The organism is Nostoc sp. JL34, assembly GCF_017114945.1.
GTDB lineage: Bacteria > Cyanobacteriota > Cyanobacteriia > Cyanobacteriales > Nostocaceae > Nostoc.
Genome location: NZ_JABXKQ010000087.1, coordinates 1 through 16,228, shown reverse-complemented (window position 1 = coordinate 16,228; position 16,228 = coordinate 1). Strand labels below are relative to the sequence as shown.

Sequence of the window (16,228 nt, the reverse complement as noted above, 5' to 3'; positions counted from 1 at the left end):
TAGGAGTTATAACAATTTCCCCATTCCCTGCTCCTCTCATAGGCATTTTTAATAATATTTACTAATAAATAAACAGTAACGATTATCTACCGCCCGCTCATAACTAAACTTATCGGCAATGGCAGACATGATTTTTAAACCACGCCCACGCTCTTGATCGTTATCTTCAAATTCAGATGTTTGCCGCAATTGCTGCTCTAAGTCAAAGGGTTCACCTAGAGACCAGATGCGAATTTCTATGTGTTCATCTAACCGCACAGCTTCTATCTCAATCGGAGTCTCAATAGGTAAATTTTTGTGGGCATGTTCAACAATGTTCGTAAATCCTTCTATCATCAGCGTTTGACATTGCCACCAAATTTGTTTATCGGAAATAGGTGGTTGATTCATTTGCTCGAACCAAGACAAAACTTGAGGTGAAGCTGTCAGGTCTGTGTTAACTTTGAGATAAATTTTATTATTCACTTCTTAACTAAGAAAATATTTTGAAATCATCATATTCGTTAATTAGTTTATTTAATTTGAGTATTTTTACTATACATTAAAAACTAAATTGCATATAACTTAAATGAAAGCAACTATTTACCGATCATTTTACTGAAAAAACTGTAATTCATGTTTAAGATTCTGGTTATTGATGATGATCCGACAGTGCGAGCAGTACTGAAAAGCACACTCCAAAGGCAGGGTTATGAGACTACTGTGGCTAGCAATGGCGAAGAAGGAATTATCCAAGCGCAACTGCTACATCCGGCTCTGATTATCTGTGACTGGATGATGTCTCAGGTAGATGGGCTAGAAGTGTGTCGTCGAATTAGAACAGATCCAGAGTTGGCAACTACTTTTTTTATTCTATTGACGGCTAGGGGAGCAGCTAGAGGAGAGGAGGAAGATAGAGTTAGGGGACTTGACGCTGGAGCTGATGAGTTTATCTCTAAACCAATAGAGATGAATGAATTGAAAGCACGGGTAAGAGCAGGATTAAGATTACACCAGCTAAATCAGGATTTACAAAGTCAAAAGCAAGCTTTAGAGACACTAAATCAGGATTTGCAAACCCAAAAGCAAATTTTGGAAGCAGAATTGTCTGAGGCTGCTGCTTATGTGCGATCGCTTCTACCCTCACCGCTTGTAGGATCAGTAACTACAGAAAATCTGTTTATTCCTTCAGCGCAGCTAGGAGGCGATTGCTTCGACCATCATTGGATTGACGAGGATCATTTGGCAATTTATTTGTTGGATGTATCAGGTCATGGTGTGGGTTCAGCCCTCCTATCTGTATCGGTACTGAATGTTTTGCGATCGCAATCTCTACCAAACACTAACTTTTGTCAACCCAGTGAAGTCCTCAAAGCTCTAAATCACGCCTTCCAAATGAGTAAGCACGGTGATAAATACTTCACAATCTGGTATGGAGTTTATCACCGCCTTAAACGTCAACTCATTTATGCCAACGCCGGACATCCACCAGCTTTATTATTATCTAATACCTCTATAAACAGCATCGAAATTAAACAGCTAACTTCCTTAGATTTACCAATTGGTTTTTTGCCTGAAGTCAAATTTGAAGATGCTGTTTTTGAGGTCGAAGAAAACAGCACTTTATACATTTTTAGTGATGGTGCTTATGAAATTAATCAGTCAGATGGTAAAATTTGGGGTATAGATGCTTTCATTGACTTACTAACTAAATATAGTCAGAAAGATACCTGTAACCTAAATCAACTATTAGCGAAGATTATCACCTTAAATGCTCAAGATCATCTTGACGATGACTTATCTTTAATAAAAGTTAACTTTGGTTAGGATAGTCAAATGTGCATATTCAATTTGTGATTCCCTAACACCTTATTGTGTTGCCAATACTTGGCGATTGAATTCTTCTTGATCAGCAAATGTTTGAAAAATTCTATCCATTTTAGTCAGTTCAAATAACATTCTGACTTGATCGCTTATAGAGCAAACAAACATTTTGCCATTAGCAGCTCGTACCATTTGCATTGCTGATACTAAAGCACCTAAACCAGAGCTATCAATAAACTTTACTTCTTTCATGTCAAGCAACAAAATATTGGCTCCGTTTGCCAGAATACCGCTAACTTCACGACGTAGATCATTACCTCTAATCCCATCTAAAATTCCCGATAGTTCCAGCACTTTTACACTCAAACTCATGGTTTTATTTTCCGATTATTTTACTTGAAAACTATGTATTTATATTTTGGCATTGATCTAATGCAAACCGCAATAGATAAAGCAATGCTTTTCTGTTGTGGATGTAATTAGCTTTGTTTTACTACTTGCTGATTACTATTATTTGCTATGGCAGTAAAAAAGCTAGCATCAACCCATTGTCGAGAAATTTCAAAAGCTTCAAAATAGCCATCTTTTTGACCTAGCTCTCTGGCCCAAAAACGAGATAAAACAAGTATGGCATCAAGTTGCATAAATGCCTTATTCAACTCTGATTCATAACATCCAATAGCTGCAACTTTTTCTTCAATTACCGAGGTAATATCTACAAAAAAGTTGGGTTCAAAACCGCGCAAAAAAACAGGTGGGGCTGAATACCATAAAGGGATGTTTTTCCGGGTAGCAACATTAGAAACTGCGATCGCACACACTTCATGATCTCTATGTCCATATTTTTCCGGTTGTGGTGCGTGAGTAATAATCAAATCCGGTTGCCAACGTCCCAGAGCTTCTTCAGTAACTTTAATTACTGCTTGTGTTGAGAAATTGCACTCCTCAAGTGCATGAAACTCATAAGTTGCACCGATGATTTTACCAGCTGCATCTGCTTCTTGATGACGTGTACCTTTAATAGGCGAACTAGAAAGACCACCATCAGTCAAAATTAAGCAACGAACATTCCATCCTGCTTGAGACATCAGACTGAGAGTACCAGCAGCAGGTAGAACTTCATCATCAGCGTGAGCATAAATTGTTAAGACAGTTCGCTGACCAAAGTTGTTTGAGTCTGAATAAGTGTTCATAGCTGTTTTTTTCTAGATTGCATTTATTAACAAGGAGTTATTCAATTTTGGATTTTAAATTTTAGATTTTTCCTTCAATCCAAAATTGGTATAGTTAGGAGTCAGTAGTTTTTCTTCTGATCCTATACTCCCCTCTTAGACCTCTTTTGGAGGTTGCCAAACAGAGGCGCGGATGATAGCTGACAAAAGCAATAAGTTATAGATAGCCCATGCACCATTGAGTAAGTGAACCCCAGGATAATTTAGATGACCGATAGCTAATTGGTAAAGGCTCCATAATATCCCCAAAATGGTCAGTCCAAAAACAACCATCTGTGGCCAAACCAGTCGGAGATAAATTCCAGATTGCCGCTGCTTAGGTGTTACTTGGAAATTGAGTTTTTGTCCTGTGAACACACTCAATACAGCTTGGATCATCAGTGGAAATAAAGCGATCGCATATTGTTCGGAGCGCCAAACTTCTCTAGCTGGAATGCCCCAGGTAGCTGCTATAAAAGTCAGACGGTTGACAATAAAAGCTGGAAAAAAGTGTAGGGCAAAGTCAGGGCCGTAGGTTTTAACTGGAATAATATCTGTAAAAAAATAGATAATTGGGCAAGAAATAAAAACCAGAGTTGCAAAACCAGAGAAATAGCTATACATTGTCTTAAAATAGTGCAATCTCTGCCAAAACGTTAGCCCTGATTTGGTGAGCGGATTTTCTCTCAGTAGTACTTGAATAGTTCCTTGTGCCCAGCGTAGCCGCTGTTTCAGAGTAGAACTCAGGTCATCTGGTGCTAAACCTTCTGCCAAAAGTTCATTGTGATAAATAGATTTCCATCCAGCACCATGCAGACGCATTGCTGTATTCATATCTTCTGTAATACTGTTACTAGATACACCACCAATTAGTTGAAATTCATCTAAACGTTTTTCATCTTTGGCAAACTCATCAGCAAAATGTTGTAGTCCAACACTAATCAATGCTTCCCGCCTCAGAATAGCATTTGTACCTGTATAAAAAGCGGCATTCATACCATCTTTGCCTTGTTGAAGTGGCCCATAAAACAAATTTGCTCGATGTCCAAAGGGATCGCCCGGAGGAATATTGTAAAAATCCTGGCGGGTCTGAACAAAAGCAATTTGATTATGGTCGTATTTTCCTGTGAAAAGATTATAGGTGTAGAAATAAGGCAGAACTCGCTTAATAAATTGGGGTTTGGGAATATGGTCAGCATCTAGGGTAAGAATAAACTGTCCTGAAGTTTCTCCAGAAAAAATCGCGTAATTCAAGTTACCTGCTTTAGCGTGGTGGGGTATACCAGCAGGTTTGGGACGAGCAATGTAGCGAAAACGAGCGAGTTCAACTAATTCTAGTTCTTTCTTGCGAATAGCTTCTTCTAAAGCTTTGCGTTCGCTAATTAGGCGATCGCGTAACGTCTTTGCAGGAGAATAGCTTTGATCAGCCGGAGGTAGCCAAAGGATAAGCGATCGCAAACTTTGCACAAATCCAGCCGCAGACTTGTTAACCACTGATTCTGATGATGCTTGCAGCCATTGTTCAGCGGCTTGAGTGTTAGGTGTCAGATTTTCTAGTTGCTTCAGACGCTCCAACAAACAAGAGTGTTCTGCATCAATCCGTTCCGCTTCTAGCTGTAGTTGTGGTGATTGCAAATCCTCAATACACAATCTTTCTGTCATCGCTCGCATCGCAGGCGAGTTACCATCATCCAGCACATAAACCCGTAACTTTATTGGTGGATAATCCATTGCCAGCGCAGCTTTGGCAGTTTCTTCGACAATTTCTGGTGGCTCGTTGTAGCACGTTACAAACACATCCACTGTTGGCCAGTCGGATTTAGGTATAGGTGGGATCATTTGGTCGAGAGACTTAATCTGTCGAACTAAGGGACGCCACAATCCAATCACAAACATCACGCCACCGAAATAGCTATAAATTTCTGCTATTAGCAAAGGAATTGAGATCCAGAGCGCGTCAAAATTGATGGAATGGGTGATGCGCCATTGCAAATACCAGATACCAAAAATTAAATTGATTTCTGCCAGATACCGAAATAACAGCGTTCTTTTTTTGAGTGACGAGCGACTGTTACCGGCAAAATTTGAGGAGGTTTCATTAATAGAAATTGAAGTCATCTTATACAATGTTAGATTTGGGATTGTGTTAAAGCAGCCTCTTTTAGACAAGATAAAGAGTTACTGGATAGGCTTGTGAGTATTCCATCTGTCGCAATTACCGATTGCAAAATCACATTTTTTATCCCTGTCATCTCCATTTAAATCATCTGCATACTCTCAAAATAAGTATTCCCAAGTTGAATTCATTACTAACAACCTCTGACTCGACATTACTGGGTAGGGGAAGATGTGGGGACGCGTCCCCACGTCTTCGTTAGCTACCTGAAACCCAGTAACTTCCTGAAGTATCAGACATTAACCTGGTTCTTTGGATGGCAGTATTGGGTAGACCTCGCCCAGAATCTCCTTGAGCAATAGCCTGCCACCAAGGAGATTTCATGGTGGTAGTCGGACGAATTAGGGGTTGCCGATTCATCAGCTTGTATAGCAATGATTGCAAAATCATACTGTTGGTGCTGCTGGTGAAACCAACTGCTGTTTTACCTGTAGTTTCGTAGAAGCCCTCATAAAATCCAGTTAATGGATTGTATAAGTCAGTCGTTCCTTGCAGTAATTGTTGACTATACTTGTTTTCTGGAAGCAGGGCATGATAGGCAAAAGCTACTGCTGTACTTACCAATCGCCCCTTTGGTACAGGTTGACCATCATCTCCTAAAGCTACCCAAGACTCACCCTGCCCAGTAATTGTGCTGTGGACAGTGTAAGGTTTACGATCAATCAAAGTAGTAGCTGAGGCTGTGAGGGTGTCAGTGCGACGGTAACGTTCAGCTTGCGCCTGGAAAATTGGCTCAAAGAGCGGTCGCATTTGTGGATCTAGTCCAAACTCCAGAGCATAGAGTACAAAAGGATTGCTAACTGTGTATTGGTTAACTTTGGAGTTAGTATCCTTTCGACGGCGCCCAATTGGCACTTTCACTCCCTCGACTAAGGTAGTTTGGTATTCACCTCCAACAGTAGAACCATCAACATTAAACCCCCATAATTGAAAAGCACGAGCGGCATATTCCTCATAACCCAAGCGAGTTACAGGGTTGACACGCGTAAGATATCGCCCATCTTGCTCTTTGGCGGTTGTAGCACTGGAGAGAATCCCTTCGCGTACCACACGCAAATATGACCAATCCAGCACAATTTTATCTACGGCAGCCGTGTATTGTGGATGACAGGTTTTTAAGTTGTAAAGCGCTGCTAGTATCCTGCCTAAATCTAAAGCTGACCAACCGTTTCCTTCTGGGGCTGGATTTCCACCATAATCTACTGGTTGGAGCGATCGCGTATCATAACCCCGACTCGGCAATTCTCCAGCAAATAACGGTAACTTTGTCAAGGCTGCTAACAGATGACGGGTGCGCTGGTCAAATTCTTTGGGGGTAATGATATCGAGCGATCGCGCTGCATGGAGGGCTGCGAGATAATCTCCCAATCCCCAGAGGGTTGCGCCTTTGAAATCACTGCGATCGTCTATCAGCCCACTCTTGGAGTGATAATTGGCTTGGAAGTATCGCCAAGCCGCTTCTGCATAACGCCGTTCAATAACCGTTAGAGGTCGATCTAGTTTCAGGTTAGATGATGGTTGGGGACTATCTACTGGTGGGATAGGTGCAACAGCGACTTCTGTAGGTTTAGAAGTATCCGCAGGGGTTGCGATCGGAGTCGTAACAGTAGCATTCGGTTGATTTGAGGGTGTTGCTGGAGAAGTATTTTCACTGGGCTTGTCAGGAGAATTTGATTGATTTGAGGGTGTTGCTGGAGAAGCATTCTCACTGGGCTTGCCAGTAGACACACTTGCAGAAGTGGAGGCAATTAAAGGGTGATTTCCCTTAGATTTGTAGTATAAAATCTCCAAAATTAACCCATTAGTATTGCCTGTCAAAGCCTTATTGGGTTGTTTTGATTCTTCATAGATACCAGCATAGTAACCACCATCATCAGGACTGCGGAGATCCTTGACTGCATCAAAAACTTTTTGGGCATAGGCATTATCTGGAAACAGATAGCGCCAACCAAAAGCAGCTTTGGTGCTGATGCTGCGAAACTGTGGGTAAGGCTGGTTGGCATCGGTAATAGTTGCCCAGTTTGCACCGTTGGCGTAGACGGTGTTGTAGAGAAAATAAGGTGCTTGGTCGATATTATCTTCTGTTACCGCAGTTAACTGACCTGTGGTATCAAAACGCCGTTTTTGCACATCTAAAACCCTGGCCGCAAAATCAGCTAACTCACCTTGCAAGCCAAATTCAATCCCATCAAGGATATAAGACTCACTAACAACATAATTATTCGCGTTGGTGCTTTTAAAGTCACGGGTATCAACGGGAATTTGCACACCATTAATTTCGACTAACTTGAACGGTTCTAAAGCAATAGCCTTGGGTGCAGAGAAACCCCAAAGTTGATAACCCCTAGCGCCGTATTCTTCGTAGCCGAGTCGTCCTTCTTGCACCAGTAACGTTTTGTTGTCAGGGAGAACAGTAGCGCCAAAAAGTTGTCCATCTTTGAGCGATCGCGCCACCTGCCACTTTGCTACAATTCCTTTGAGCCACTCATTATATTGAGGATGACAGGTGCGGATGACATCAAACGCAGCCAGGATTCGCCCAACATCCAAAGCAGACCAACCAATACCCCGCTCTATTGGATTATTGCCATAATCAACCATCTGTGCGGTGGCTGCATTATAAACTTTATTGGGCAACGCATCTTCAAATAATTTCAGGCCGTTGAGAGTCGTCAAAAACTTGTTGAGGCGGGAATCAAAGTCTGCTTGATCAGTAAGATTCAACCAGCGTGCAGCATTCAATGCCATCAAGTAGTTACCCATATCCCAGAGTGTACCCGAAGGATAACCCCCAGTAGAATTGGTAAATCCCGTTGCTGGCTGATAATTTTTGACAAAATACTGCCAAGCAGCACGAGCATAAGTTTGTTCTTCAGATGTGAGCGGGGCTGTAATATTGCTACAGCTATTGGAATTTTGGGATAAGACTGGTGTCGGGATGTAAAACAACAATTGCAGAAATGTTCCAATTAGGAACAATGCAATCCATCTCAACACCTTTTGTTGATGGTGCTTGTATATCATAATGCAAAGAATAAGTTAGGAGCGTCATAGCCCGTCTGTACAGTTATATTTCATAAATCGAGTTTTATTCAGGTCTATTCTTTTTGTAATGGCTTTATCAATTCAGTTGAGTAGCGTCAGCGAACAAAATCAAATCTTGCATTCATGATGGATTTTGAGTTGACGCAGCGACGTTTTTTTAACAGCTAAATGTGTTAGAAATGCTTCTATTTCCGCACTCCCCATATCTTTAGGATGGCGCTTATCATGAAAAAAGATGTAACGCCTAATCCAGTCAATGTAACTTTTTTCTCTTTTGTAAGAATAATGCTTAAGCCGAATAATTGTATGCTAAACCTGTTCTAGCAGCTTTTTTGGGCGTTCTTGCATATAGTAATATCTAGAAAATTTCCATCCATATAATGTCCTGAATCGGATAGTATCTGGAAAATTTCTGGATATCACCAAGGAATATACTGAAAATCAGGTGTTTAAAACCAAAATAAGGTATTTACACGGAAAATTTCGGTCTAATATCTAAAATAGGGTATTTTTTGTAAAAATTCTGTATAACTACGACGCCAAATCGGATAGTTATACGGAAAAATTCTGTATAATACACGGATATCGATATTATATAGAAAAATTCTACATAACATGAAAATAAATACCTGTAAGTATTACATGTGGTTATCCACAAGATTATTAGACAGAAAATTTCCGTCTAATAATTCTGCACATGAGCATTTCAGACAAAATTCGGAAAATGTCGTGAGGACGTTCTGGAAATCCTTGTGCGATTTCCAAGCGTGAGTTAATTATGGATGCATCATCTGATAATAACGAGTCTATAGTCGGAGATGAATACCATATTATCGAGCTTGCGGATATCTATCTATTCACGCTCAGTATTAAATTGATTTATTTCAGGAGGATATTGAATGAATAAAGATTGGATGCCTAAAAAGAAGGAGATTGAAGAAACACACGATTTATTATTGAAAAGACTGAGAGCATTTCAAAAGGATATGCAATTTCTTCAAGTGTCGTACAGAGATTTGAATTAGAGTACCGTATAACAGAAACAGAGGCAGAGATTGCAGAAATTGCTAACCGTTTGGAACAAATTGAAGCGATGGATGTATTATCGTTTTTTGAGGAGTTTAGAAAGCTTCGAGATACAAACTATCAAAAAGAAAATAAAATATTAGAATATCTTTCATCTAGTCTAGACTATATTAAAGAATTAGAGAATAAAGAAACTCAGTTAGATTTATCTCCAATATTTGGAGAACCAAAAAAATCGTTAAAGAATGTATGGGCAGATTTATTTGTAATAATGCCATTTCGAGATGACTTAAAGCCAGTCTACACAGACCATATACGTAAAGTAGCTAGTGAGATGGGCTTATCATGCGAAAGAGGTGACGACTTCTTTTCCACTCACACAATAGTTGATGAAATTTGGGCAGCAACTTATTTTTCAAAGTTATGTATTGCTGATTGCACTGGGCGTAATCCTAATGTTTTTTACGAGTTAGGAGTAGCACATACAATTGGACGACCAGTTATTTTACTTGCACAATCTATTGATGATATTCCATTTGATATTCGCCATCGGCGATCAATTATTTATACCTACACGCCAAGAGGAATGAAAGATTTTGAGGAAACGCTTCACAAAACTCTTAAAAGTGAGTTGTCTTTATAATAAAAATAGTAGAATATTGACACAAATAAGTGACAGTTTCGTGTTTAGCAACCTAACAATCGCACTGCACCAGAACGCCTCCAACTCAGTTGGGTGGGATGCAAAAGTTATCTCCGTCCGGTGAGGTTGATCGCTAATTATACCAAGTTTTTCGCCACTGCTGCATTTGCTTAATCTCTGTATTTTGTGCCTTGATAATTTCTTGGGCTAATTGCTTGACTTCAGGGCGCTTAGATTTACTCAAGACATCTTTTGCCATTGTTACAGCGCCTTCATGGTGAGGAATCATCGCATTGATAAAGCGCAGATCAAATTCAGCATCAGCTGCACCTAAGTCTTGACTCATCATCATGGTTTTCATTTGGTCAGATGACATCTCCATCATGTGACCCATTTGACTGTTATAAGCCATTGGTTTATCTCCGGCGCTGGGATACCAAGCTTGTCGCCACTGCTTCATCTGAGTGATTTCTTGGTTTTGCGATTTGATGATATCGTCTGCTAGTTTTTTGATTTCAGAGCGTTTTGATTTCTGCTGCGCTTCTTTAGCCATTTCCACAGCCCCTTGATGGTGCGGTATCATAGCGTCGATAAACCGTAAATCAAAATCAGTATCGGCTGGGCCTAAATCCATTGCCATGCTGTGATTCATGCCACCACCGTGATTCATCATCTGTTGCTTGTCGTTAGCATTGGTAGCGGTTGCATTTGGGGATTGGCTTTGGTTCTGGAAAGCAGCATTAGTACAACCTGTGATTAACCCACCGCCTGAAGCGATCGCAGTCAAGGTTAACGCCAAAAAGCCATTCCTCAAAGATAGCAGTTGCATAAGTCTCACCTAACAGTTTCCTAATTCTAATCAAATTAGGATGAATAAGGGTTATTGAAGGTTTCCCAAGCAGCAATAGCCGCCTTTTGCAGGCGAAAGCTGAAATCTACTACATCTTTCATCAATAAGTGCCAGTTTCTCTCAGCTTCATCCTGAATTACCGCCCAAGAGTCTTCTAAGCGATCGCGTTCCATCAGTTTCCTTCCTTCAATTAATTCTCGTGCTTGGCGCACAACTTTTAAATAGGTTTCACGGGTGAGAGTACCTGCTGAATCAGCCTCAGCTTGAGCGCGTCTTTTTAGCGCCTCAATCAGCGCTTTGGTTTCGCGCTTCACCTCATCAGTTTCACCAGTCATTTCGGTTTCCACTAATTCCTCAGTTTCAGAACTGATTTCTACAATTACTATGGATTCGGTAGATTCAATTGCTGTGGTTTCAATGGATTCGATGTTGTTAGTATTCATAGTTAAAACATCCTTAATTACAAAACTGACTCTCGGATGAAAACTGCACCCTGTAATACTAGTCATGAGTCATTGTAAATTTCCCAAATGACCAATGACCAATGACAAATGACAAATTAATAAGCTTTTGTTGGCAGTTGTTGCTCTAATTTTAGCAATGCTGCAACTCGCACCTCTGTAGGAGGGTGACTGGAGAATAAGTTACCCAAAAACTGTCCAGAGATAGAATTGATAATTAATAACGGCTCATAAGCTGGATTGGCATTTAAAGGTATCTGCTTTGCTGAGGCTTCTAACCGTTGTAACGCCCTAGCTAAGGCGCGGGGATTACCAGTTAATCTAGCAGAACCCGCATCAGCAGAGAATTCTCGTGTGCGCGAAATTGCTAACTGAATAATTGTCGCAGCTACCGGTGCAAGGATTACTGTTAATAAAATTCCTATTGGATTTCCACCTCTGTTGTCATTTCGTGAACCACCGCCAAACCATAGGCTGTAACTAACCATTTGCGCTAGAAATGAGATAGCACCAGCAACAGTAGCAGCAACAGCTTGTGTGAGGGTGTCACGATTAATAATATGGGTGAGTTCGTGGGCGATAACACCTTCAAGTTCATCCTCTGGCAATATATTTAAAATACCTTCGGTGACAGCTACAGCAGCGTGTTCTGGATCGCGCCCTGTAGCGAAAGCGTTAGCACCAAGGCTTGGAACAATATAAACTCTAGGCATGGGAATGTTAGCGCGATCGCTCAATCTCTGCACCATCTGATAGAGTCCTGGTGCTTCTCCTTCACTCACAGGCTGGGCCTGGTATACTGCTAGAGCAATCTTATCTGATTGATACCAGGAAAACAGGTTTGTTGCTGCTGCCAAGCCAATTCCGATAATCAAACCACTAGAACCGCCAATTACCCAGTAACTAATTGCAATCAAAAGACCACTTAGCGCGGCTAGCAAAGCAGCCGTTTTCAATTGATTTGTCATATTTTTGCTCTCCTGCTAATGCTGGATAAATTTTTTAGAAAACAGGATTACTTCAGCTACATTTTGATTTTATCCAGCTAAACTTAGATATATGGTACAGAAAACCTCTCAGAGAAGTACGGTTTTCTCACTTAAGTTTTACGAATACTAATTTATTTATTATTGTTATCTATCTATAGGAGGAATAAAATGTTTATTCTAGATATAAATTACAAGTGTAATGCCTATGGGTGGCTACACCTACGCCATTAGGTATTTTCAAAAAAATAAGTTTATTAGTCTATACCTTCTGCTTTATATACCTGTTCGCTAAATAGCTGAAAATCTAATTCGCACGCCTTCAAGGCTTCAATAGCTTGGGAATATCCTTGTGTATCAAACAAATCGCGATCGCGGATTTTAGGCAACCAAGAACGTAGTTTAGTGAGTTCTGCCTCATTTTCTTCTAATTCTGCGAAGGTGAAATTACTTATTTTCCGTTCCTCGCTCAATTCGCGATGCAAATCCCGACATTGACCTAAAAACTCTTGATACTCTTGATCTGCCTGCTGTTGAAAACGCTCTATTAACATAGCGTTTTGCTCAGGCTGATCAATCCAAATAGTCAATAAATCTGCTTCACCGCCACCTGCTGTAATGTCTGCCTTCAATTCTGCCAAATGTTGTTGCAAGTCTTCTCTATGCGGTAGCACACACACCGACTGCTGTAGGTAAAGTGCGCCCCACCCCTTGAGTTTACGCCAAACATACACGCGCTGCGTTGAAGGCTGTGCGGGTACTTTGTACACTAATAAGTTCCAACACTTTCTATGCATAGATAGATTGTAACAGGTGTTGCATTAAATTTATTTTGTTGCTAGTTTACTAATGAAACACCTGTTACATTTCAGAAAAATTATGAGTCTGAATCATAAAGTTGGAAGCATTGATTGGAGTCCCATTATCCGTAGTATGGGGGGAATTGTCACTTACCCGCATATCCAGAGGATTTAAAGGACGTTCTGCTGAATCATGCTGGCTTGGCTCAACATCTTCAAGGTGAGAAAGCTTACCAACTTGCCAGAGAAATTGCTAGGTTGACTACTTTCAGCGATCCAGAAATCACCTATTGGTTCTCAAGAATTACAGAGTTGATGTAGTAAAGACCAGTCAGATAAATAGGAAATATGCAACTACAAAACAAATTTTTCCAGACGATTCCCCGCACTGTTTGGGTGTTGGGATTTGTCAGTCTGCTGACAGATATTAGCTCTGAGATGATCCATTCTGTATTGCCCTTATTTTTGGTGTCAGTTTTAGGGGCGAATGTATTGACTGTAGGTATTATCGAAGGCATTGCAGAAGCAACAGCTTCAGTTTTAAAAATTTTTTCGGGAGCGTTGAGTGATTATCTGGGACATCGTAAGGGATTAGCGGTGTTTGGGTATGGCTTATCTACCTTTGTGAAACCACTATTCGCTATAGCTACCAGTCCAACTGGGGTGTTAATAGCTCGATTTGGCGATCGCATTGGCAAAGGTATTCGGGTAGCGCCCCGCGATGCCTTAGTTGCCGATTCCACTAATCCAGAGGTACGCGGTGCAGCTTATGGATTGCGTCAATCTCTCGATACTATCGGAGCATTTTTAGGGCCTTTGGCAGCATTTGCCGTGATGGCTGCTTCGGAAAACAACTTCCGCCTCATTTTTTGGCTAGCACTCATCCCTGGATTCTTCGCAGTGGCTTTATTAACAGTGGGAGTGCGCGAACCAACAATAAGTGAAACTCAAGAAAGCCGAAGCAACCCTCTGCAATGGCAAACTTTACGCAGTTTGGGTCAAGGATACTGGGTACTTGTAGCAGTGGCGCTGCTATTCAATTTAGGCAACTCCAGCAATGCTTTTTTGTTGCTGCGAGCTGAACAAACAGGTATTTCTGCCTCACTTATCCCATTGACATTAATAATGATGAACATCGCCTACTCATTCAGTGCCTACCCAATAGGAATACTTTCTGATCGCGTGGGCAAATTTGGGTTACTAGTAGGCGGATTTTTCCTATACGCTCTAGTGTATCTAGGCTTTGCTTTCGTGCAGACACCTTGGCAAATTTGGGGATTGTTTACCCTTTATGGTCTTTATTTAGGTATGAGTAAAGGATTGCTGTTAGCGCTAGTGGCAAATAGTATACCTGCAAATCTGCGCGGCACTGCTTTTGGATTCCTTAACTTAGCTGTAGGATTAGCGCTTTTACCTGCGAGTTTGCTAGCTGGTGGGTTGTGGCAAACACTGGGAGCAGAGGCGACATTTATTGCTGGGAGCTTATTTGCGATCGCATCTGTATTATTATTAATCGCTCAAAAAAACAAATATTAATTCCACTAAAAGCAAAAATGGTATCCTTAAATCAATGGCGATGGAGCTCGCCAAAACCGCCTTTTCAGTCCTCAAAATCATCACTGAAAGGCTGATGGCTCCTACTTTCTTCGCTGACTGCAAGAGAGTAGGACTTGGCTAAACGCATCACCTGACTCTCCTGTAGAAAGTTTAAATCTACAAGTCGCGCTTTAAGGAGTCATGGGATGTTCGCCAGTGTATTCATGAAACAGTTTCGTCATTTTGAACCGTTTATCGCATTACCACACCTAATTAAGTGGTTGCCTATTTCCATTGTGGTTGGCATTCTTGCTGGAACTGCCTCTGCCGCTCTTTTAGCATCATTAGAATGGGCAACTGATTGGCGAGAATCGCATCAATGGATTGTTGCCTTGCTTCCCCTTGGTGGCTTCTTGAGTGGTTGGATTTATCATCAATTTGGTCGGACTGTAGAAGGCGGAAATAACCTTTTACTTGAAGAAATCCATAATCCCAAAAGTGTTATTCCCTTTCGGATGGCTCCTCTTGTTTTGCTAGGAACAGACCTTACACATTTCTTTGGAGGTTCAGCCGGTCGTGAAGGTACAGCGCTGCAAATGGGTGCTTCTCTAGCAGACCAGTTAACTAAAATATTACATTTTCAAGGGGCTAATCGGCGAATTTTATTAACGGCGGGTATCAGTGGGGGATTTGCTTCAGTTTTCGGTACTCCCTTAGCTGGAACCGTATTTGGACTAGAAGTTTTAGCCATTGGAAAGATTCATTATAATGCCCTTTTCCCTTCTTTAATTGCTGCGATCGTTGGGAATCAAGTCACATTACTATTTGATTTACATCATACAGCATATCGACACGCTCCCTCTATACCGACGCTCACAATTTGGGGATTGATTTCTGCCATTATCGCAGGTGCAATTTTTGGAATTGTAGCAAGATTTTTTGCTAAATTAACTCACCAAATTAGCCACTTCTTTAAAGCAAAAATATCTTATCCTCCAATGCGTCCTTTTATAGGCGGTGCAATGATAGCAGTAATTGTTGGGTTGAGTGGTACAACTAAATACATCGGGCTTGGTATCCCTACTATCGTTGATTCTTTTTTCACTCAGCTACCTCCTTGGGATTTTGCAGCCAAATTGGGTCTGACTGCTTTAACTTTAGGAGCGGGTTTTAAGGGTGGGGAAGTGACCCCTTTGTTTTTTATTGGTGCAACTTTAGGTAATGCTTTGTCGTTGCTTTTAGCATTACCTGCACCACTGTTAGCAGGAATGGGATTTGTGGGTGTGTTTGCGGGTGCAGCAAATACACCTTTGGCATCCACCTTAATGGGAATTGAATTATTTGGTCTGGAATCGGGGATATTTATTGGTATTGGCTGTATAGTAAGCTATTTATTCTCAGGTCATTCTGGAATTTACTCATCACAGCGTATTGGGTTGAGTAAATACTCTACTGTATCTTTAGAAGAAGGGGTGACTTTGGCTAATTATGGACTAGAAAAAGTTGAGCCAAAAATTGGTTTACGTAATGATGGCGAAGAAGGAGGAAATAATTCTTAGGAATAATTTTTTGATGCAATGCATGAATAATTGTGAAAGTGCGTATTTTACCAGTCATGTATGCGCGATCACTATTGTATAGAACCCATTTGATATCTTTTTTAGCTAGCTAGCAGCTAGTCTTTTGAGCAT

Annotated in this window: 14 protein-coding genes and 1 riboswitch; of the genes, 4 read left to right on the top strand and 10 right to left on the bottom strand. The window is 40.9% G+C overall.

All coding sequences use genetic code 11. The features are described 5' to 3' along the window. Window positions 1-48: 48 nt before the first annotated feature. Window positions 49-465, bottom strand: coding sequence for an anti-sigma regulatory factor (locus HWQ44_RS16385; RefSeq protein ID WP_292720417.1), 417 nt, complete (start codon window positions 463-465; stop codon window positions 49-51). A gap of 150 nt (window positions 466-615) precedes the next feature. Between HWQ44_RS16385 and HWQ44_RS16380 the strand changes: the two genes are divergently transcribed. Next, the gene (locus HWQ44_RS16380; protein WP_292720414.1) at window positions 616-1,806 is read left to right on the top strand and encodes a SpoIIE family protein phosphatase; all 1,191 of its coding nucleotides are present in this window, start codon (window positions 616-618) and stop codon (window positions 1,804-1,806) included. A gap of 42 nt (window positions 1,807-1,848) precedes the next feature. Here HWQ44_RS16380 and HWQ44_RS16375 read toward each other — a convergent pair whose 3' ends face one another. The 5 genes from HWQ44_RS16375 to HWQ44_RS33590 form a co-directional block, all read right to left on the bottom strand. Next, the gene (locus HWQ44_RS16375) at window positions 1,849-2,175 is read right to left on the bottom strand and encodes an STAS domain-containing protein (protein ID WP_292720412.1); all 327 of its coding nucleotides are present in this window, start codon (window positions 2,173-2,175) and stop codon (window positions 1,849-1,851) included. Between the two features lie 107 nt (window positions 2,176-2,282). Then, window positions 2,283-2,996 (bottom strand): PIG-L deacetylase family protein, encoded by a 714-nt coding sequence (locus tag HWQ44_RS16370; RefSeq protein WP_292720411.1) that lies wholly within the window; start codon window positions 2,994-2,996, stop codon window positions 2,283-2,285. A 135-nt stretch (window positions 2,997-3,131) separates the two neighbouring features. Next, window positions 3,132-5,132, bottom strand: a complete 2,001-nt coding sequence (locus HWQ44_RS16365; protein ID WP_292720409.1) for a glycosyltransferase — start codon at window positions 5,130-5,132, stop codon at window positions 3,132-3,134. Between the two features lie 256 nt (window positions 5,133-5,388). Further along, on the bottom strand, window positions 5,389-8,214 hold the full coding sequence (locus HWQ44_RS16360; RefSeq protein ID WP_292720406.1) for a DUF3131 domain-containing protein: 2,826 nt from the start codon (window positions 8,212-8,214) through the stop codon (window positions 5,389-5,391). A gap of 129 nt (window positions 8,215-8,343) precedes the next feature. Further along, entirely contained in the window at window positions 8,344-8,535 is a 192-nt protein-coding gene (locus HWQ44_RS33590; RefSeq protein WP_366931387.1) for a phage integrase N-terminal SAM-like domain-containing protein, read from the bottom strand. 775 nt (window positions 8,536-9,310) lie between these two features. Here HWQ44_RS33590 and HWQ44_RS16355 point away from each other — a divergent pair. Beyond that, window positions 9,311-9,904: a hypothetical protein gene (locus tag HWQ44_RS16355; RefSeq protein ID WP_292720404.1), complete on the top strand. Its 594-nt coding sequence runs from the start codon at window positions 9,311-9,313 to the stop codon at window positions 9,902-9,904. A gap of 133 nt (window positions 9,905-10,037) precedes the next feature. On the opposite strand, the gene HWQ44_RS16350 is transcribed toward HWQ44_RS16355, so the two are convergent. From HWQ44_RS16350 to HWQ44_RS16335, 4 genes are all read right to left on the bottom strand, one after another. Further along, complete coding sequence (locus HWQ44_RS16350) at window positions 10,038-10,733, bottom strand: DUF305 domain-containing protein (protein WP_292720402.1); 696 nt, start codon at window positions 10,731-10,733, stop codon at window positions 10,038-10,040. A 35-nt stretch (window positions 10,734-10,768) separates the two neighbouring features. Next, window positions 10,769-11,197, bottom strand: a complete 429-nt coding sequence (locus tag HWQ44_RS16345; protein WP_292720400.1) for a hypothetical protein — start codon at window positions 11,195-11,197, stop codon at window positions 10,769-10,771. A 116-nt stretch (window positions 11,198-11,313) separates the two neighbouring features. After that, the gene (locus HWQ44_RS16340) at window positions 11,314-12,183 is read right to left on the bottom strand and encodes a zinc metalloprotease HtpX (RefSeq protein WP_292720399.1); all 870 of its coding nucleotides are present in this window, start codon (window positions 12,181-12,183) and stop codon (window positions 11,314-11,316) included. A 275-nt stretch (window positions 12,184-12,458) separates the two neighbouring features. Then, the gene (locus tag HWQ44_RS16335) at window positions 12,459-12,971 is read right to left on the bottom strand and encodes a Chromate resistance protein ChrB (protein WP_292720397.1); all 513 of its coding nucleotides are present in this window, start codon (window positions 12,969-12,971) and stop codon (window positions 12,459-12,461) included. 378 nt (window positions 12,972-13,349) lie between these two features. Here HWQ44_RS16335 and HWQ44_RS16330 point away from each other — a divergent pair, with 378 nt between their 5' ends. Both HWQ44_RS16330 and HWQ44_RS16325 read left to right on the top strand, forming a co-directional pair. Continuing rightward, the gene (locus HWQ44_RS16330; protein ID WP_292720395.1) at window positions 13,350-14,537 is read left to right on the top strand and encodes an MFS transporter; all 1,188 of its coding nucleotides are present in this window, start codon (window positions 13,350-13,352) and stop codon (window positions 14,535-14,537) included. Between the two features lie 27 nt (window positions 14,538-14,564). Continuing rightward, window positions 14,565-14,648, top strand: a riboswitch (Fluoride riboswitch). A 113-nt stretch (window positions 14,649-14,761) separates the two neighbouring features. Beyond that, window positions 14,762-16,096 (top strand): voltage-gated chloride channel family protein, encoded by a 1,335-nt coding sequence (locus HWQ44_RS16325; RefSeq protein ID WP_292720392.1) that lies wholly within the window; start codon window positions 14,762-14,764, stop codon window positions 16,094-16,096. Window positions 16,097-16,228: the final 132 nt, after the last annotated feature.

What these genes read in the sequence shown, in the direction of transcription:
- HWQ44_RS16360 (WP_292720406.1), bottom strand. Translation starts at nt 8,214, where the DNA reads ATGATATACAAGCACCATCAACAAAAGGTGTTGAGATGGATTGCATTG.
- HWQ44_RS16330 (WP_292720395.1), top strand. Translation starts at nt 13,350, where the DNA reads ATGCAACTACAAAACAAATTTTTCCAGACGATTCCCCGCACTGTTTGG.
- HWQ44_RS16380 (WP_292720414.1), top strand. Translation starts at nt 616, where the DNA reads ATGTTTAAGATTCTGGTTATTGATGATGATCCGACAGTGCGAGCAGTA.
- HWQ44_RS16325 (WP_292720392.1), top strand. Translation starts at nt 14,762, where the DNA reads ATGAAACAGTTTCGTCATTTTGAACCGTTTATCGCATTACCACACCTA.
- HWQ44_RS16375 (WP_292720412.1), bottom strand. Translation starts at nt 2,175, where the DNA reads ATGAGTTTGAGTGTAAAAGTGCTGGAACTATCGGGAATTTTAGATGGG.
- HWQ44_RS16345 (WP_292720400.1), bottom strand. Translation starts at nt 11,197, where the DNA reads ATGAATACTAACAACATCGAATCCATTGAAACCACAGCAATTGAATCT.
- HWQ44_RS16370 (WP_292720411.1), bottom strand. Translation starts at nt 2,996, where the DNA reads ATGAACACTTATTCAGACTCAAACAACTTTGGTCAGCGAACTGTCTTA.
- HWQ44_RS16340 (WP_292720399.1), bottom strand. Translation starts at nt 12,183, where the DNA reads ATGACAAATCAATTGAAAACGGCTGCTTTGCTAGCCGCGCTAAGTGGT.
- HWQ44_RS16350 (WP_292720402.1), bottom strand. Translation starts at nt 10,733, where the DNA reads ATGCAACTGCTATCTTTGAGGAATGGCTTTTTGGCGTTAACCTTGACT.
- HWQ44_RS16365 (WP_292720409.1), bottom strand. Translation starts at nt 5,132, where the DNA reads ATGACTTCAATTTCTATTAATGAAACCTCCTCAAATTTTGCCGGTAAC.